Consider the following 18949-nt stretch of genomic DNA (forward strand, 5'->3'; position numbering starts at 1 on the left):
GAAAAAAGGCTGTGAATTTTTATGGAATTGAAAAAGAAAACCGTTCTGGTAACAGGCTCCTCCCGCGGCATCGGCAGGGCAATTGCGCTTGCCTTCGGGCGCGCCGGTTATAATGTCGCGCTGAATGCCTCCAAAAGTGCGGCGCAGCTGGAGGAAACGAAGTCCCTCCTGGAAAGTGAAGCTATTCCCGTCCTTGCCGTTCTGGCGGATGTTTCTGATTATGAAGGCTGCAAGCTGCTTTTCGCAAAAATCGAAGAAACCTTCGGTATGGTGGATGTTCTGGTCAATAACGCAGGCATTTCCCATATCGGGCTGTTTACGGATATGACCCCTGCCGAATGGAACCATGTGCTGGATGTCAACCTTGGTTCAGTGCTGAACTGCACCCATCTTGCCGTCCCTGCCATGGTATCCGAAAAGGATGGTGTCATTCTCAATATTTCCTCCATGTGGGGCGAGGTCGGCGCATCCTGCGAGGCTGTGTATTCCGCCTCTAAGGGCGGCATCAATGCCTTCACCAAAGCGATGGCGAAGGAGCTTGGGCCCTCCCATATTCGGGTCAATGCCATCTCCTGCGGTGTCATTGATACGGAAATGAATGCCTGCTTCAGCGAGGAGGAACGGCAGGCACTGGCAGATGAAATCCCTCTTATGCGCTTCGGACAGCCGGAGGAAGTGGCGGAATTGGCAGTCTTTCTTGCCGACCAAAAGGCATCCTTCCTGACGGGCAAAATCATCACGCTTGACGGCGGCATGCTCTAAAAATCAAAAAACAAGCATAGAAAAAGCAGCTGTAATCCACCTTTTCTACAGCTGCTTTTTTGTTTTCCTATTTTTATTTTTTCCGAGCCGCCTCATAAATTGCCGCTCTGATTGCCGTAATCTGCTGAATCTGGTCATTCAGCTTCTCATGTATTTCATGCAGCTTCATCAGCTCTGCCTTTTTCGCAACCAAAAGTGCTTCCGCATTGGGAACCGATTTGTTGTCCTCAAGCTTTTCTATCTCTGCAATCAGCTCTGCGCCCTCCCGCTTCGTTTTGGAAAGGTCATCCTCCATGTGGTGAGATAAATGTCTTGCCATTTTCATAGGGTCTTCCGCGAATTCGATCATGCCGCAAACATTCGTGGACATAATGTTTTCGTATCTGTTTAAAATACTTGCCATACTTCGTTCCTCCCTTGCGTATACACTTTTTTATCTTTGCCCTAGCTTCAAGCTGGGGTTCGCGTTCAAATCCAAACCATCCCTTACTCCTGCAATATATTCATAGTATGCCGCACAGCCAATCATCGCCGCATTATCGGTGCAGAGAATCGGCGCAGGCACGCTCAGATAAAAGCCATTCCTTTCGCATGCCTCCTGCATCCTTGTCCGCAGGGCACTGTTGGAGGCAACCCCTCCTGCCAGCGCAATCTTCTTTACGCCATGCGCCTTTGCCGCTTTGATGGTCTTGCTCACCAGAACCTCTACTACAGATTGCTGAAAGCTTGCCGCAATATCCTCCGGAACAATTTCTGCCCCCATCATTTTCTGCTTATTCACATAATTGAGTACCGCCGATTTCAAGCCGCTGAAGCTGAAATCATAGCTGTCCTCCTCCAGAAAAACACGAGGGAATTTCACTGCATCGGGGTTGCCCTTCTTCGCCGCCGCATCAATCTTCGGACCTCCGGGATACCCCATGCCAATCGCGCGCGCAACCTTATCATAGGCCTCGCCTGCCGCATCGTCTCTCGTATGTCCCATAATTTCATACTTCCCGTAATCGGAAACATAAACCAGATGGGAATGTCCGCCCGAAACCACCAGTGCCATATAGGGCGGTGCAAAATCCTTATTCTGAATATAGTTCGCACAAATATGTCCTTCGATATGGTGTACGCCAATCAAAGGCTTTCCTGCCGCATACGCAAGCGCCTTTGCCTCCGCAAGCCCAACCAACAGCGCCCCCACCAGTCCGGGACCGTAGGTCACGCCGATGGCATCCATTTCTTCCAGTGTCATGCCTGCGTCCGCCAGTGCCTTCTTAATGACACCGTCAATATTTTCAACATGCTTTCTGGATGCAATCTCCGGCACAACGCCGCCGTATAGCGTATGCAGGTCAATCTGAGAGGAAATCACATTGGAAAGCACCTCTCTGCCGTTTTTCACCACTGCCGCCGCTGTTTCATCACAGGAGCTTTCAATGGCTAATATATAAATATCCTTTTTTTCTTCCATGATTTTTTCTCCACCGTTTCTTACTTTCGGAATTTATTTTGGAAATTCAATGGTAATGCACTTGCGCTCCTCGCCCAGCTCCGTCATAGGAAAAATCTCCCGCGCCACCGGCAAATATGCCTCAGGCTCGTTCAGAGAAGGGCTGAAATGCGTCAGCCACAGCCGTTCCACGTTTGCATTTTTTGCCATGCGTGCCGCCTCGGAAAAAAGCATGTGCTTGTTTTCTCTTGCCTTCTGCTTTTTCTCCTCCTCGCCGTACATCCCTTCGCAGATGAAAAGCTGTACGCCCTCCACGAATTTCGTAATACGGTCAACCGGTCTGCTGTCTGTGCAGTATGCTACGGAAATGCCCTTGCGGTTTTCCCCCATTACCATATCCGCCGTATAAGTCTTGCCCTCATGCTCCACACTGCCTTCCTTTTGCAGCTTATTCCAAAGAGGCTTCGGCAGCTTAAGCTGCTCCGCCTTTTTTACATCGAATTTTCCCTTGCGTTTCAAATCAATGCGGTAAGCAAAGCATTTCACCATGTGGTCGGCAGGGCAGTGATGAATTTCAAACGCCCCCACCCGTATCGGGTTCGGCGTATCCTTATCCAATTCAATATATTCGATCGAAAACGGCAGCTCCGGCGCAATCAGCGTCAGCCCCTCGACAATCCGCTGTAAGCCGACAGGGCCAATCAGCATGAGGGGTTCTGTCCGCCCTGCGTTGCCAATCGTCAGAAGCAGCCCCGGCAGCCCCGAAATATGGTCGGCATGGAAATGCGTAAAGCAGATCACATCTATCGCCTTAAAGCCCCAGCCGAGCATCTTCATGGTCACCTGCGTTCCCTCGCCGCAATCAATCAAGGCAAGCCTGCCGTTGAGCCTTGCCAACATGGCTGTCAGAAAGCGGCTGGGCATGGGCATCATGCCGCCTGTTCCCAGTAAACAAATATCTAACATTCGGTTTCTCCTTTGTATTTCTTCTATAGGTCTCCCTATGTTTCCTCTTTTATCATACCGCAAAAATGGGCAAAATACAATCTTTTCCGAAGGGAGGGCATTAAAAATGCCTGCCGCATTATGCGACAGGCACTGAAATTATAGGTTGCTCTTTCTACGGTTACAATCGGCGCAAAGCATTTGACAGTTTTCAGAAATTGTCTTTCCACCCTTGCTCCACGGGGTTATATGGTCGGCTTGCATTTCCTCAATTTCAAAACGCTTACCGCATTTCGGACAGATACCTTTCTGACGCTCATAAGCAGTTCGTGCCATTTTGGGACTGAATGCACGAATGCTTAAATGCTTTTCGTTTCCGTCAAGCAGATATTCATAAATACCCTTCTGATTAGAAACATCCTCATCATCCAGCAGTGCAACAATACGTTTCTCATATGCCTTCGGGTCATGCGCATTTGCGCCATATTTATTGTAATAGATACCCCATTCCAGTCCAGACATCAACTTTTTGCGGAAGGTCGGGAATGTAGCTTTTACCCAACTTATGACACTCTGGAAGTATAGCCATAATTCATTGCAGTTTGTATCATGCTGGTGCTTGGACATATAATCCTCGATTTCGATACCATCACGGGCAGCAATCCATTTGATAGCAGTTTCAAGGTAGTTCTGACGTATTGCACTGCCGCTCAAATAATCACCTGCAATCTGATAGGCAGGACATTGTGATTTGCTGAAATATTTTTTTGCTTCGGTCAACCATTCACCCGTATAGATGGCATTTCGCAATTCCTGCGCTGTCAGCTGTTCGCCTGCAATATTGATAATCTTGAACCAGTCCAGCTTTTCCTTATCCGTACCCTCACAAATATAAATCATCAGCGGATAGTCAAGAATCTCTTTACGTTCTGTATCGGTCAAATTATGAAAAGCCCTATGGTCAATAGAAAAATCGCCGTTGACATACTGGCAAATACTGATTGTTCTTTGCTGTCCATCGAGCAGCTCATAGTTGCCATTATCACTTTTTACCCAATACATCACATTCAGCGGAAAGTTTTTGCGGATTGTACGCACAACCTCATCACGCTGTTTGTCCTTGTAAATAAATTCCCGCTGAAAGGCAGGTCGAATGTTCAGCTTGCCGCCATAACCAACAACACCGTTTTCGGCACTGTCCACATATCCTGCTACAACATCACGAACAGGGATTTCGTGCAGTTTAATTTTCATTCGTGTTCACCTGCTTTCGTTGTACTAATACTCTGGCATATAATTGCTTGCCATTTAGTATAGCTTTTGCAAAATCATATTCATTTGCACTGCCACTATTCAATACTCCAACAATCGAAAACTGTTCGGGGTTGTGCTTTGTCATAAATGTTATAGGTACACCAATTATCCCATAATAATCGCACGGAATATCCGCTGTTTTACTAACTTCTATGGCATCATAATTATCATATTTAGGGTAAACTTCAGGTGAATACCGTCTAAACAAAGTCATATCTTCATGGCGGCGTTCAGTATCAAGATTTGTATACCAACAAATATTTCCCATTCTGCGCCATTTTTGACCGTTCTCATCAATTTTGAAATCTGTTTTCTTTTCCTCGTAACTGTCAGGGACTTTGAACCAATAATGCCCACTATTACAACCAAGCCAAACTTTATCAGTCATAAACAAAGGTAGAATTTCTTTGTATTTTACAGCATTAAGATTTCCTATGATGAGAAAATTCTTTTCATGTGAAATCAGCAGTGCCATATAATCTCGGAAAAGCGAAAAGGGCGGATTTGTAACAACAATATCTGCTTCTTTCAGTAACTCTACACATTCAGGACTGCGAAAATCACCATCGCCATCAAGCAATGTCATTGTATTCTGCTTGTTGCGCATAAGAAATTCAACGTCTGCAAGGTCGATGCGCCCATCCCCATTTTCATCTGTGACTTCTGTAATTTCCACTTTATAGGGCTTTCGCTCGTTACCTGCCGATACAGGCGAATTGTTCTCGGACGAAATAAAAGAAAGCTGTCCGCTGTTATCCACATAATATTGAAATTCCTTACCCGTTACGGGTGAAGTAGCATAGCAAGTCGTTATCAGCTTTCTCAAGCCCAACGCATTGAAATTCATTGCAAAATATTTGAAGAAATTACTTTCGTATGGGTCATCACAGTTACAAAGAACAGTTTTCCCCTTGAAATGCTGTCTGTAATGCTTTAGTTCGCTTTCTATAAGGGATAGTTGTGTATAAAATTCGTCCTGCTTGTTTCTTGCAGAATCGTTCAAGTTGCTATTTCCTGCCATATCCTTCTCCGCCGCTCCATCTTTCTTCTTTTATTCTCAAATCATAAATTAACTTTCTATGCTGTTTATCAGTATAACACAAGAACAGATTCCGCACAATACACCCTCTGCCCGAAAAAAAAATCCGTTTTTTCTGCTTATTTTCCTTGCAAATCGTTTGCTTTTCTGCTAAAATATCTTTGTTATGTCACATAGGCGAGGTTGAAGGAGGTGCAGACAATGGCTAAATGTGCGATTTGTGAAAAAGGCCAGATTACAGGTCATAGAATCAGTATTGAACGTTCCCAGGTAAGTAGACGTGCGAATAGAAAATGGAAACCCAACGTAAAGAAGGTTAAAATCGTTGAAGACAACGGCAATGTAAAATCTATTTACGTTTGCACAAGATGTATGCGTTCCAACAAGATTACACGCGCAATCTAATTCCAAGCGAATGATAAAAGCCATTCTTTTTGATTTTAAAAAGAACGGCTTTTTTTCGTATATAGAAATATAGAAGAATCAGCATCTTCTGTTCTGACTGATGAGCCATACCCCCAGCCCGACAAATCCCATCCCAATCAGAAAAACGCATTTCGGGATCAGACATGCAAGAAGCATCCCCAGTCCAATGGCAATCAGCACAACACCGCCCAGCCATTTGATGGGCGCGCCGTTACATCTTCTTCGCATTCCAATCCCCCCTCTTATCATTGATATGCACGCCGCCTTACAAATGTGCAAAAAGCCCCCAACCGTTTTTGGTCGGGGGCTTCTGCTTTTGTTTTAATCTCTGGAACGAATCACATAAAGATAGCCGCTCTTGATATCAATCGTTGCGGTTTCCTCCGCCAATACATTGCTGACCGCAATATAATCGCCGTCCAGTGTCAGTGTCGCATCCGTCAAGGGATAAGAAAAGCCCTTCAGCGTAATGCCTGTTACCTCCATGGAAAGGGGCAGTGTGGAAACCAAATCCCCAACCTTGCCATGCAGTGTCAGCTGTCTGTCAATCACCTCTACGCAGTTTTTATCATCCACCAAACGCGCACGCACGCCCTTTTTCAGAAGAGAAAGCAGATAATGCGCATTGGCAAGCGTATGGTCAAATCTGTCCCCAATACCGCCGAACAGAACAAGGTCTGTCGCGCCCAGCTCCAGTGCCAGAATAATCCCAAGCTCCATGTCGGTTTCGTTTTTTCTGGTCGGGAACTGCCGAATGGGGATATTTTTCGCCTTATAATATTCCAGAACCTCCGAGGCTGTGGAATCAAAATCCCCTACGATATAATCGGGGTCAATGCCCAGTGCCTTTGCATGACGCATCCCTGCATCGCAGCAGATGACCGCATCTGCGCCATCCATATAGCTCTCACAAAAGCTGTAATCTCTGATTTCCGCTCCCGCAAAAAGAATTACCTTCATTGTTATTCATACTCCTTAAAAATATCCAGAAAGCCCTTTGCCGCGCCTGCAATATCCTCCTTGCCGAATACCGCAGAGCCTGCAACAATCACGTTTGCGCCTGCATCCAGAACCTCGCGCACATTATCGAGTGTCACGCCGCCGTCTACCTCAATATCGAACTCCAGACCCAGCTCCTTTTTCCATTCTGCCAGCTGTCTGATTTTGGAAACATGCTGTGCCATGAATTTCTGTCCGCCAAAGCCGGGCTCTACTGTCATAACCAAAACCATATCCACATCCTTCAGGAAGGGATATACCACCTCAACAGGCGTTCTGGGGTTAATGGTAATGCCTGCCTTTGCACCCGTTGCCTTAATCTGCTGAATCACCTCTGCGGGGTATTTCGTTGCCTCCACATGGAAGTTGATAATATCCGCACCGGCTTTTCTGAATTCCTCTACATATTTTTCAGGCTCCACAATCATCAGATGTGCATCAAAAACCATATTGCTGTGCTTTCTGATGCTCTTAATCACAGGAATCCCAAAGGAAATATTGGGAACAAAAATCCCATCCATCACATCCAGATGGATATACTGCGTGCCTGCGTCCTCGACCAGCTTTAATTGCTCCGCTACCTTGCCAAAATCAATGGAAAGCATGGAGGGGGAAAGTTTCGTTTTCATGGGTTAGAATCTCCTCTCTTCTTCTTCCTTACGTTCATGATAAATCGTAACATATCTCTCATATCTCATCGGATGGATTGCCTTGCCAATCTGCTCCTTTACGGCACAATCCGGTTCATTGATATGCACGCAGCCGTTGTAATAGCATGCATGCACAAAGGGCAGAAATTCCCGAAAATGATACTGCAGCTTTTCCGAGGGAATATGCGTCAGATACAGAGAGGTAAACCCCGGAGAATCCACGATATAGCTTTTCTCTGTGATCTGAATCAGCTCCGCATGTCGCGTGGTGTGCTTCCCGCGCTGTATCTTTTCGCTGATTTCGCCCGTATTTAATTCCAATCCGGGGAAAGCTTTATTGATTAAGCTGCTTTTGCCAACCCCCGAAGGTCCTGCGAATACAGAAATCTTGTTTTCCAGAGCAGTACGCAGTGCATCAATGCCGATTTCCTTTTCCGCACTTGTGCAGATAACGGCATAGCCTGCATCCCAATACATTTCTGCCGCCGCCAGATAATTCTCCTTTTTATCCTTGTCGATTTTATTGATAACAATTACGATATCCAGCTCCTGTTCCTCTGCCAGCAGCAGAAACCTGTCCAGCAAATCCAGATTCATATTCGGGCTTTTTGCCGCAAATACAATCACCGCCTGATCCACATTGGACACCCTTGGACGGATGAGCTCATTCCTTCTGGGCAGAATTTCATCCAGACTGCCCTTTTTCTTTTCCTCATCCAGAACAGAAATCCGCACCGCATCGCCTACGGTCGGGCGAATCCCCTCCTTGCGGAAGATGCCTCTCGCCCGACATTCGTATACGCCGCGTTCCGTATCAATATAATAAAAACCGCCAATTCCCTTTAAAATTACGCCTTCCAGCATAGATTCACCTTTATCCTTATCATCCGGAGAAGTTTACACTCTGCGACCACTGCTGCACATTATCAATATAGCAGGTAACCGTACCACTGCCCTTACCCGTTACTGAAACGCTGTAAGGGAATTCGGAGGCATCTCTGTAGGTGTCTACCACAGGGTATACTCCGTCCGCATCCTCTTTTACCACACGCACATAAACAGAGCCTTCGCTGCCGCTGGGTGCGTTAATTGTGAAATATTTTGTGCCCTGTGTCTGGGTATTGGAGGAAGGCTTATTGTTCTCATTCTCCTGCGTATCCGCGCCGCTGCTGACAACCAGATTAACCACACTACCGCTCGGTACGGATTTATTCGCCGCTACAGTCTGCGTGATAACCTTGCCCTCTGCCACCTTGTCGCTTGCCGCATAAGATACATTCCCGACCGTTAAGCCAACCGCTGTCAGGGAAGCCTTTGCATCCTCCAGTGTATCATTTACAACATTGGGTACGGTAACATTGGTATCCTCGTCCCCCTTGCTGATGGTCAGAATAATGCGGCTCTTTGCCGTAATAGAAGCACCGGCTTCTGGCTCCTGCTTGATAACCTCAGAGGGCTTTGCATCTGCGTCATGCACATAGCGAATCTCTGCCACGTCCCCAACCAGACGGGTAATGGCTTCGATTGCCGCATTTTCGCTCTTGCCAACCACATTCGGCATTTCCTCCTCTGTCAATCCAAGGCTGACCTTTACGCCGATTTTGGTACCTTCACCAATCATCGTCCCTTCGTTGACAGACTGATAAATGATACAGCCTGTGTCATAGAAGCTGCTGTAGTCCTCCCCCTCCTGCACAAGGGTAATCCCCATTTTTTCCGCTTCCTTTACTGCTTCATCGTAATCCATCCCTAAGAACAGGGGGGTTTCGATATTCTTATCACTGGAAATAAAGCCGCCAAAGCCGCCGCCCATAAATTTAATGCCGACAACGGAAATCACACCAATCAGCACCAGTGCCGTAATTACAGCCGCAATCACAACCTTACGTTCTGCCTTTCTATCATGCTCGTTATCAAAATCCCCTTCGGTTCTGGGGTTTCTGCGAATTTTTCCGGGTCGTCTGCTTGCCTTCACAGGCTCCGATTTTACATATTCATTTTCATAATCATCCTCTTTGGAGATATGCTTCATTTTCAGCTTTTTACCGTATTTTTCAAGTCCTGCCAGAGGGGTATGTGCCTCCTCCTCCACAGGGTTCTCCTGTGCGAAATCATCAAGCGGCTCAGCTGCGTTTTCCGCCGCATGGCGGTGGCTTGCATGGTGTCCCTCCGCATGTGCGTGTTCTGCATAGCTGTGTTCCGCATGTGGACGCTCCGCGTGGCTGCGGATATATTCCAACTCCTTCGGGTCAGCCGGCTTTGTTTCCTGCGGTGTTTCCACTGCGGCCTGTGCCGCCTTTTCCATTTCCGTTTTCTCCTGCGCTTCACGCAGTCTGGCTGCCGCCTCTGCCCTTCTGGACATCCGCACGCCTGCCGCACCAGCCGCCGCTGCACCAACCGCTGCCGCTTTCTTTTCCGCAGGCTTTTCTTCCTTTGCGGAACCGTTCAGCTCCGCTCTGGCACGAATCAGGTCTGCCAAGAGAAGGTCAATGCTTGCATAGCGTTCATCTGCCTTTTTCATCGTTGCCTTGCGGATGATCCCCTCCAGAGAGCGCGTACAGTTCGGGTTATACTGGCGGATATCCGGCAGCTCGTCATTGATATGCATCAATGCAATGCTGACGGAATTGTTGCCCTGAAACGGCAATACGCCTGTAATCATTTCAAACATCGTGATACCCAGAGAATAGATATCGCTTTTTTCATCCACATAGCCGCCTCTTGCCTGCTCAGGGGAGAAATAATGCACAGAGCCCGCCGCATTTGCCGTTGTTGTCATGGTGGACGCGGTTGCCGCTCTGGCAATGCCAAAATCCGTCACCTTTACCACACCGTCTGTCCCCACCAGAATATTCTGAGGCTTGATATCTCTATGTACGATGTGTGCCTTATGCGCCTGACTCAGCGCAGAGGCAATCTGAATGGCAACATTGATAGTAGAACGGGAATCAAAGGGTGCTTTTTCCTTGATTGCCTTTTTCAGTGTATCCCCGTGGATGTATTCATTAACAATATACTTAATATCTCCGTCCTCGCCCACATCATACGCTCTTACGATATTGGGATGGGATAATCTCGCAACGGAGCAGGCCTCGGAACGAAAGCGTTCAATAAATTCCTCGTCCCCGACAAATTCCTCCCGCAAAACCTTCACCGTAACATAACGATCCAGCTTTCTGTCTCTGCCTCTGTAAACAACTGCCATGCCGCCGGAACCGATTTTTTCTAATATTTCGTATCTGCCGCTTAGGACAGTACCCGGATTCAATAACATCAGTTTGTAACCTCCTACTTATATCTCAACCAGAATAAGGGAAATGTTGTCATGTCCCCCCTGCCGATTCGCTTCCTCCACCAGAATTGCCGCTTTTTTGTCCAAGGCGATCCGCTTGCTCAAAATCTTCGCCATTTCCTCATCCTTCAGCATACCGGAAAGCCCGTCTGTGCAAAGCAAAACGATGTCTCCCTTCTGCACGGGATGAATCACCGTATCCGTCTCCACGGTATCCCGAATCCCAATGGCGCGCGTAATCACGTTTCTTTTGGGGTGCATTGCCGCTTCCTCCTTCGTAATGCTCCCCATCTTCACCAGCTCCATCACATAGGAATGGTCTGTGGTGAGGGGCTGCATCTCCTTTTTGCGAAAAAGGTAAGCTCTGCTGTCCCCCACATAGGCAACATAAAGCTTCTCCTCGCGCACCGCCGCTGCAACGATGGTTGTTCCCATTTCCGCAAACTCCCTGTCGGAATTGGATTTTTCATAAACCATCCGATTTGCAGCTGCCATCGCACCTGTCATCAAATCCAGCATGTCGTCATTTTCTGCATGCTTCATTTCCTTCCAGAAATGCTCCAGAAAGCCTTCGATTGCACAGCTGCTCGCGATTTCTCCCGCGTTGCAGCCGCCCATCCCATCGGCAACCAGATATAAATTTTCCGCAGGATCTTCCCCTGCCGAAATGTAATAGGCATCCTCATTATTTTTGCGGCATTTTCCAATGTCGCTCATTCCAACTGCTTTCAACGCTGCTCCACCTCCCTGCCGCTTATTTTCCCGCATCTTATTCCTCCCTAGCCTTTTCCTTGATGTGGCTTCTTCTCAGCTGACCGCAGGCAGCATCAATATCACTGCCTAGCTTTCGTCTGACTGTGGTTTCCACACCATTTTCACTCAGAATAGATGCAAACCGTTTTACCCGCTCCGCAGAGCTTTTGATATAATTGCGCTCCTTTACGTCATTGACGGGAATCAGGTTCACATGGCAGAGCATATCTCTCAGCCTTCCGGCCAGCTCCCGCGCATGTGCATCCCCGTCATTCACGCCATGAATCAGCGCATATTCAAAGGTAATGCGGCGTTTTGTTTTCTCTGCGTACTCCCTGCACGCCTGCAAAAGTCTGTCCATATCGTACAGCTTTGCCACAGGCATGGTCTGCGTGCGGATTTCATCATTCGGCGCATGCAGGGAAACCGCCAGTGTAATCTGCAAATTTTCCTCCGCCAGCGCATAAATTTTTTCCACCAGACCGCAGGTCGAAAGCGTAATATGTCTCTGTCCCATATTCTGCCCATTCGGGTCGTTAATCAGACGCAAAAACTTCAGAACATTGTCATAATTATCCAGAGGCTCGCCGCTGCCCATCAGTACCGTACCGTGTACCCGCTCGCCGCAGTCCTTCTGAATCGCATAAATCTGGGAAAGCATTTCCCCTGCCGTCAGTCCGCGTTCCACGCCGTCCAGTGTGGATGCGCAGAACTTGCAGCCCATCCGACAGCCGACCTGCGTCGAAATGCAGACCGTATTGCCATGCTCATATTTCATCAATACACTTTCGATAATTGCGCCATCCGAAAGCGCAAAAAGATATTTTCTCGTGCCGTCAATCTGCGAAACCAGCCGCCGCACGATTTTCACACCGTTGATTGCCGCCGTTTCGCCAAGCTTTTCTCGCAGGCTCTTGGAAAGATTCGTCATTTCGGCAAAGCTGTCCACCTGCTTTGCGTGCAGCCAATCGAAAAGCTGCTTCGCCCGAAATTTTGGCTCACCCAATTCCTGCAAAAGCTCCTGCAATTCGGTTATGTCCATGGATTTGATATCAACCTTTTCCATATCTCAATCCTTTCTTCTTAATTTTGAAATGAAAAATCCGTCTGTTCCTGTTTTATGGGGCAGCAGGGTCAGATATCCCTTTTTCGCCGTTTCCGTATCCCAGCCTTCGGGCAGAAATTCCGAAATATCCTCCGCCGTAAAATCGGGGTGGTCTTTCAGAAACCATTCCAGATTCTTTTCATTTTCCTTTCGGCAAAGCGTACAGGTGCTGTAAACCAGAACGCCGCCCTTTTTCACATAGCCTGCCGCATTTCCCAGAATTTCTCTCTGAATTTTTGTCAGGCTGTCAATCTCATTGCCATCCTTTTTCAGGCGGATATCCGGCTTCTTTCGCATCAGCCCCAGACCGGAGCAGGGCACATCCGCCAGTACACGGTCAAACTGCTTCGGGCTTTCCTCCTCAGCCGCCGCATCCTTTACCTTACACTGCATGATGGAAATGCCAAGGCGTTCCGCGCCCTCCTCCATCAGGTCGATTTTATGCGCATAAATATCGCAGGAAAGCAGACTGCCCTCGTTTTCCATCCGTTCCGCAATCGTAAAGCTTTTCCCGCCCGGCGCGGCACACATGTCTAAAATCTTATCGCCTTTTTTCGGGTCTAACACCCGTACCGCGAGCTGAGAGCTTTCATCCTGCACATGGAACAGTCCTTCTTTGAAGGTATCCAGACGGCTTAAATCCGCCGTTTTCGTCAGATGCAGTGCATCCGCGCAGATTCTGCTCTCTGCCACATGCACACCTGCCTGCTCCAGCTTCTTTTTCAAAGCCTGCGTATTCGTTTTCAGCGTATTCACCCGAATCGTCACATCGGGGGACTGATTATCATACGCACAAATTTGCTCCGTTTCTTCGTAGCCATAATAGGCAATCCACATCCGCACCAGCCACAGCGGATGGGAATACGCCACAGAAAGATATTCCGCCGTTCCCCTCTCAGGCAGGGGAATCGCCTGCTTTTTCTTGGCCGCCGTGCGCAGTACGCCGTTCACAAAGCCCTTCAAAGAGCCATATCCTCTGACCGATGCCAGCTTCACCGCCTCATTGCACGCCGCTGCATCCGGTACGTCCATGAAGTACATCTGATACACCGCCGTCCGCAGCACTGCCAGCAGCCACGGCTTCATTTTTTCCGTTTTTGTTTTGGAAAAGGTATTCAGCACATGGTCAATATAAATCAAATTGCGCAGTGTACCGTTTACTACCTCCGTCACAAAGGCTCTGTCCTGTCTGGACATCGCACCGTTTTGCCGCAGCAGGCGGCGCAGTGTCATTGTATTATAGGCATCCGCCGTCATGATTTCCATGAGCGCCTCTGCCGCAATCTCTCTTGGATTGATTTGGATCATTTTTTCCATTCCTTCCGTTCAAGCCATTCTGTCTCAACATAATATTATACGACAAAATAGAGGATTCTTCAATCATTTCGCCCCTATTTCGACAAAAAAGAGGCATCCACAAAAACACCAAAAGGCTAATCCGCAATCAGATTAGCCTTTCTTTTTTAATCGTTTCTTCTGCCAAAGATGGCAACCAGTCTCAGAAGCTGCGCGATTGCCGCAAATGCCGCCGCAACATAGGTCATTGCCGCCGCACTCAGCACCTTTTTCGCGCCGCCGATTTCGTCGCTGTCCAGAAATCCGTCATCTGCCAGCAGGCGAATCGCCCTTCTGGATGCGTTGAATTCCACAGGCAGTGTAATAATCGTAAACACAACGGAAAGGGAGAAGAACAGAATCCCCAGTGTCACCAATGTGCTGCCGCCGCCGCTGAAAATAAACCCAATCAGAATCAGGGGGATTGCCAGTCTGGAACCGAAGTTTGCCAGAGGCACAAAAAAGCTCCGCAGTGCCAGTGGTGCATAGCCCACATCATGCTGAATGGCATGCCCTGTCTCGTGCGCCGCTACGCCGACCGCCGCTACCGATGTGCTGTCATACACGCTTTCGGACAGGCGCAGTGTCTTTGTTCTGGGGTCATAATGGTCTGTCAGGTTGCCTGCCACGCGCTGCACGCTTACATCATAAATGCCTGCGTTGTGCATCATCTGTTCTGCCACTTGCGCCCCCGTTAAGCCTCGTCTGTTTCTGATTTTCGCATATTTCTTAAATGTACCGGATACCTTCATCTGCGCAACCATCGAAAAAATGAATGCCAGAAGCACCAAAAAGTACATGCTGTCGTATCCATATCCATAACCATAATACATATCGGTTCCTCCTATCTGTTTGGAACTTTCCTATTCAAGCCTTAGCCAAGCAAAATGCCTGTCTGCATTTCATGCCCACGCAGATACGCATCCGCCGCCATCTTCTTACCGCCGCGCGCCTGCACCTCTTTGATACGCAAAATTCCATCGCCGCATTTTACCGCAAAGTCCTTTTTTGTCACCTCTACGATTTCGCCAAATGCCGCATCGGGGTAGCTTTTATTTTCCGCCTCTGCCCAGAACATCTTGAGCGGCTCCTCTCCCAAAACAGCGTATGCGCCATGTCCGGGATACATTCCGCGCATCAGATCAATAATCTGCTGTCCGCCTTTGCTCCAGTCAATATGTCCTGTCTCCTTATGAATCATGGGCGCATGGGTTGCCAGTGCATCATCCTGCGGTATCCGTGTAATTGTGCCCTTTTCCAGTCCGTCAATCGTTTCCAGAAGCAGTGCTGCGCCTGCCACCGCCATTTTATCATGCAGATCCTCAAAATTATCTGTCGGAAGAATCTCCACTTCCGTTTTCAAAAGCATATCCCCCGTATCCATGCCCTTTGCCATGAACATCGTGGTAATGCCTGTTACCTTCTTACCGTCAATAATGGCGCGCTGCATCGGTGCCGCCCCTCTGTATTCCGGCAGAAGCGAGCCATGCACATTGATACAGCCATATTTCGGCATATTCAGAATTTCCTCCGGCAAAATCTGCCCAAATGCAGTAACGGCAATCAAATCCGCGCCATAGCCGCGCAGCTGTTCGATAACCTCCGGTTCGCGTACCTTCACAGGCTGCAAAACAGGAATCCCTTGCTCCAGCGCCACTGCCTTTACGGGTGTGGGCTGTAGCTTTTTCCCTCTGCCCTTGGGCTTATCGGGCTGTGTCACCACTGCCACAACCTCATGCCTTGTCAGCAATGCCTGTAAGGAAGGTACCGCAAAATCGGGCGTTCCCATAAAAATCACTCTCATCGGTATTCCTCCTTACGCTTCCTCTCTCGGCAGTGCCTTATCAATATACAGAATCCCATCCAGATGGTCAATCTCGTGGCACAATGCGCGTGCCATCAGTTCTTCCCCCTCGATGATGAATTCATTGCCCTCTCTGTCCATCGCCTTTGCCTTCACATAATAGGGGCGTTCCACAGGGGCAGATTGTCCGGGCAGGCTCAGGCAGCCCTCCTCGTCAGTCTGAGAACCGCTCGTTTCCAGAATGACAGGGTTCAAAAGCTCCACCAGGCCCTCGCCGATATCAATGACAACGGCTCTTTTCAGAATCCCTACCTGTGGTGCGGCTAAACCAACGCCGTTTGCCTCATACATGGTATCCGCCATATCATCCAGCAGTGTCAGCAGGTTAGGGGTAATTTCCTTGATCGGTTTGCAGGTTTTTCTCAGCACCTCATCTGTGCTGATACGAATATTACGAATTGCCATTTTTTCTTCCTCCTAATTCTATAATATCTCCAAAATTTGAACAAACAAAAAACTTTTTGTAAATTTATCTGAAACAGAAACGGAAAGCGCATTTTTCGTTTTCCAATGAAATATTATAACATTTTTTTCTGCTTTATACAATATTGGTCGGGTTAAGCGCCAAACCTACGCGCACATTACGGTTTCGCTCCTTCTTCATCCTCTCCGCTGTCGGCAGAACCAGCTGCCGCAGGGGTTCCTCCTCCGCCGCCTTCACAATAATTTGGTAGCGGTATTCTCCGCGAAATTTCGGCAGTGCCGTCGGCCCGAGAATCGTTGCAATCTCCTCCTCATCCGCCTGTGCCAGTCGTTCTGCCAGCTCCTGCGCCGCCTGTGCCGCTTCCTCCTGCGCCGCACCTGTCAGCAGAATACTGAAAAATGCGGAAAACGGCGGATAGCCCATCATCTGCCGCATGAGCATTTCTTCCTCATAAAAGCCTTCATAATCCTGCTTCGCGGCATACTGCACCGCATAGTGCTGTGGCTGATAGGTCTGGAGAAACACGCGCCCTCTGTCATCCCTTCTGCCGGCACGTCCTGCCGCCTGCAGCATCAGCCGAAAGCCCGTTTCCGCCGCCGTAAAGCTGTCCGCATTTAAGGATAAATCCGCCGCCATAATGCCCACCAGCGTCACATTGGGGTAATCATGCCCCTTGGCAATCATCTGCGTCCCAATCAGAATATCCGCCTCTCCTGCCGCAAATGCCGCAAGAATTTTTTCATGGCTGTGCTTTGTCAGCGTGGTATCCAAATCCATCCGCAGAATCCTTGCTTCCGGAAACAGCTTTCCTGCTTCCTCCTCTATTTTCTGTGTCCCTGTGCCGAAATAACGAATATACTTCGAGCCACAGACAGGGCAGACCTTCGGCAAAGGGGCTCTCCTGCCGCAATAATGGCAAGCCAGCGCATGCTCCTTCGCATGATAGGTATAGGTTAAATCACATTCCGGGCATTTCATCACATGCCCACAGCTACGGCAGGAAACAAAGGTTGCATATCCTCTGCGGTTCAAAAAGAGCATGGTCTGCTCGCCCTTCTCCAGATTCCTGCGGATTTCCGCCTGCAATGCTCTGCCGAACGCAGAACGGTTGCCCTCTGCCAGCTCCTTTCGCATATCCGTCACAAGCATCCGCGGCAGAACGCCGCCGCCCGTCCGCTCCTTTAATTCCAGCAGCAGAAATTCTCCCTGTTTTGCTTTGTAATAGCTGATGAAATCGGGCGTTGCCGTCCCCATCAGAAAGAGCGCACCATAGCGTTTTGCCAGTGCCGCCGCAACGTCCTTTGTGTCATATTTCGGGGTAATATCGGAAACATAGCTGTTCTCGTGTGCCTCATCCATGATAATTGCGCCAACCTTCGGAAACGGCAGAAACAAAGCCGACCGTGCGCCTATCACAACCGAAATTTCGCCATCCCTTGCCTTTTTCCACTGGTCAACTCTCTCCCCCATGGAAAGGCGGCTGTGCGTCACGCTGACTGCATCCCCAAAGCGGGAAACGAACCGCTCCGCAAGCAAAGGGGTTAAGGCAATCTCCGGCACAAGTACAATCGCCTGCTCGCCCCTCGCCAGAACCTCCGCAATGATCTGCATATAAATCTCCGTTTTGCCGCTGCCCGTCACGCCATGCAGAAGTACAGGCTTTTTTTCTTCCTGCTCCAATTCCCGATGCAAAGCAGAAAGCGCCGCCGCCTGCTCTGCCGTCGGGGTAAAGGGCTGTGTCCGTTCCACCGTATCCGCATCAAAGACATTTCGCCGTTCCGTCTGCCTCCGTTCCCGCAGGATGCCCTTTTTCAGCAGGGTTTTAATGGGAGAATCCGTAATGCCGAGGGCTTCCTTCAGCTCTGCGGCAGTTGCTTCTCTGCCGTTTGCAAGGTACTCCAGCAGCAGCCTTTGCCCCTCCAGACGCTTCTCCTTCTCCGCCTTTTTCCATGCCGCTTCCAGAAGGGGATGGTCTCTGTCCAGAGAATAGAGCCGTTTTTCGTTTTTGTATTCACTGCGGTGCAGCTCCTGCTTCAGCGCAAGCAGCCCCTTTCCCTCTGCCTTCCGCAGAAATGTCAGGCAATCTCCGCCGAATTCTGCCTGTACCTCCTCCAAGGGAATTTCCCTTCGTTCCCCGAATAATGCAAGCAGCGCCGTTTCCTTCGGGGTCAGCTTCGTTTCAGCATCAAGCGATTTTCGGCTGACTGTCCAGCTGCTTTTTGTGCGGATGCCAGGCGGCATAATTGCCTGCAGGCATTGGTTCAGCGTGCAGAAATAGCGTTCCTTCATCCATTCCGCCAAATCCAGAAGGGCAGGGGTAAAGGTTGGTCTGCCCTCATCCAGAACCTCAAGAAGCTCCTTGATTTTATCCGCAGGCACCTCTGTTTTTTCGGAAAGAGAAATGACATAGCCCTCCGCCTTTTTGTTGCGGCTGCCAAACGGCACAATCACCCTTACACCGATTTCCACTGTCATCCCTTCGGGAATCCGATAATCAAACAGCTTATCCATTTCCGGCTGATTCAGCCCAACAATCACCTTCGCATACATCACTTCTCACCTCCCTACAAAAACAGCCCGTAAAAACGGGCTATTTTCCT

General features: G+C 48.9%; 19 protein-coding genes. 2 read left to right on the forward strand and 17 right to left on the reverse strand.

The genetic code is table 11. The features are described from left to right. Window positions 1-21: 21 nt before the first annotated feature. Complete coding sequence (gene ymfI, locus GPK49_RS10775; protein ID WP_330548460.1) at window positions 22-762, forward strand: elongation factor P 5-aminopentanone reductase; 741 nt, start codon at window positions 22-24, stop codon at window positions 760-762. Window positions 763-835: 73 nt separating this feature from the next. Here the strand turns inward: ymfI and GPK49_RS10780 are convergent, their stop codons facing one another. The 5 genes from GPK49_RS10780 to GPK49_RS10800 all read right to left on the reverse strand — a co-directional run bounded on the left by GPK49_RS10780 (window position 836) and on the right by GPK49_RS10800 (window position 5483). Next, a complete protein-coding gene (locus tag GPK49_RS10780; protein WP_016407169.1) occupies window positions 836-1165 on the reverse strand; it encodes a pspA/IM30 family protein in 330 nt (109 codons plus the stop codon). Between the two features lie 30 nt (window positions 1166-1195). Beyond that, entirely contained in the window at window positions 1196-2224 is a 1029-nt protein-coding gene (gene tsaD / locus GPK49_RS10785; RefSeq protein ID WP_215677825.1) for a tRNA (adenosine(37)-N6)-threonylcarbamoyltransferase complex transferase subunit TsaD, read from the reverse strand. 33 nt (window positions 2225-2257) lie between these two features. Beyond that, window positions 2258-3169, reverse strand: a complete 912-nt coding sequence (locus tag GPK49_RS10790; protein WP_215677827.1) for a ribonuclease Z — start codon at window positions 3167-3169, stop codon at window positions 2258-2260. A 138-nt stretch (window positions 3170-3307) separates the two neighbouring features. Beyond that, window positions 3308-4402 (reverse strand): GmrSD restriction endonuclease domain-containing protein, encoded by a 1095-nt coding sequence (locus tag GPK49_RS10795; protein WP_215677829.1) that lies wholly within the window; start codon window positions 4400-4402, stop codon window positions 3308-3310. Further along, a complete protein-coding gene (locus tag GPK49_RS10800) occupies window positions 4392-5483 on the reverse strand; it encodes an adenine-specific methyltransferase EcoRI family protein (RefSeq protein WP_215677830.1) in 1092 nt (363 codons plus the stop codon). The genes GPK49_RS10795 and GPK49_RS10800 overlap by 11 nt, the downstream gene beginning before the upstream one ends. 219 nt (window positions 5484-5702) lie before the next feature. Here GPK49_RS10800 and rpmB point away from each other — a divergent pair, with 219 nt between their 5' ends. After that, complete coding sequence (gene rpmB / locus GPK49_RS10805; RefSeq protein ID WP_016407173.1) at window positions 5703-5906, forward strand: 50S ribosomal protein L28; 204 nt, start codon at window positions 5703-5705, stop codon at window positions 5904-5906. Window positions 5907-5984: 78 nt separating this feature from the next. Here rpmB and GPK49_RS10810 read toward each other — a convergent pair whose 3' ends face one another. From GPK49_RS10810 to priA, 12 genes are all read right to left on the reverse strand, one after another. Further along, window positions 5985-6155: a hypothetical protein gene (locus tag GPK49_RS10810; protein WP_016407174.1), complete on the reverse strand. Its 171-nt coding sequence runs from the start codon at window positions 6153-6155 to the stop codon at window positions 5985-5987. A 93-nt stretch (window positions 6156-6248) separates the two neighbouring features. Beyond that, window positions 6249-6887 (reverse strand): thiamine diphosphokinase, encoded by a 639-nt coding sequence (locus tag GPK49_RS10815; protein ID WP_016407175.1) that lies wholly within the window; start codon window positions 6885-6887, stop codon window positions 6249-6251. A 2-nt stretch (window positions 6888-6889) separates the two neighbouring features. Next, a complete protein-coding gene (rpe, locus tag GPK49_RS10820) occupies window positions 6890-7555 on the reverse strand; it encodes a ribulose-phosphate 3-epimerase (protein WP_016407176.1) in 666 nt (221 codons plus the stop codon). Window positions 7556-7558: 3 nt separating this feature from the next. Further along, the gene (gene rsgA / locus GPK49_RS10825; protein ID WP_215677832.1) at window positions 7559-8440 is read right to left on the reverse strand and encodes a ribosome small subunit-dependent GTPase A; all 882 of its coding nucleotides are present in this window, start codon (window positions 8438-8440) and stop codon (window positions 7559-7561) included. A 19-nt stretch (window positions 8441-8459) separates the two neighbouring features. Then, window positions 8460-10850: a protein kinase domain-containing protein gene (locus GPK49_RS10830; RefSeq protein WP_215677834.1), complete on the reverse strand. Its 2391-nt coding sequence runs from the start codon at window positions 10848-10850 to the stop codon at window positions 8460-8462. Window positions 10851-10868: 18 nt separating this feature from the next. Continuing rightward, window positions 10869-11636, reverse strand: coding sequence for a Stp1/IreP family PP2C-type Ser/Thr phosphatase (locus GPK49_RS10835; protein ID WP_215677836.1), 768 nt, complete (start codon window positions 11634-11636; stop codon window positions 10869-10871). Window position 11637: 1 nt separating this feature from the next. Next, window positions 11638-12687 (reverse strand): 23S rRNA (adenine(2503)-C(2))-methyltransferase RlmN, encoded by a 1050-nt coding sequence (rlmN, locus tag GPK49_RS10840; RefSeq protein ID WP_215677838.1) that lies wholly within the window; start codon window positions 12685-12687, stop codon window positions 11638-11640. A 3-nt stretch (window positions 12688-12690) separates the two neighbouring features. Further along, window positions 12691-14043, reverse strand: coding sequence for a 16S rRNA (cytosine(967)-C(5))-methyltransferase RsmB (rsmB, locus tag GPK49_RS10845; protein WP_215677840.1), 1353 nt, complete (start codon window positions 14041-14043; stop codon window positions 12691-12693). A 146-nt stretch (window positions 14044-14189) separates the two neighbouring features. Continuing rightward, entirely contained in the window at window positions 14190-14894 is a 705-nt protein-coding gene (locus GPK49_RS10850) for a zinc metallopeptidase (RefSeq protein WP_016407182.1), read from the reverse strand. A 41-nt stretch (window positions 14895-14935) separates the two neighbouring features. After that, entirely contained in the window at window positions 14936-15865 is a 930-nt protein-coding gene (fmt, locus tag GPK49_RS10855) for a methionyl-tRNA formyltransferase (RefSeq protein WP_215677842.1), read from the reverse strand. A 12-nt stretch (window positions 15866-15877) separates the two neighbouring features. Beyond that, complete coding sequence (def, locus tag GPK49_RS10860; RefSeq protein WP_016407184.1) at window positions 15878-16330, reverse strand: peptide deformylase; 453 nt, start codon at window positions 16328-16330, stop codon at window positions 15878-15880. A 133-nt stretch (window positions 16331-16463) separates the two neighbouring features. Beyond that, entirely contained in the window at window positions 16464-18899 is a 2436-nt protein-coding gene (gene priA, locus GPK49_RS10865) for a primosomal protein N' (protein ID WP_318283905.1), read from the reverse strand. Window positions 18900-18949: the final 50 nt, after the last annotated feature.

This window comes from Clostridium sp. MCC345 (assembly GCF_018785345.1).
Taxonomy (GTDB): Bacteria; Bacillota; Clostridia; order Lachnospirales; family Anaerotignaceae; genus Anaerotignum_A; species Anaerotignum_A faecicola.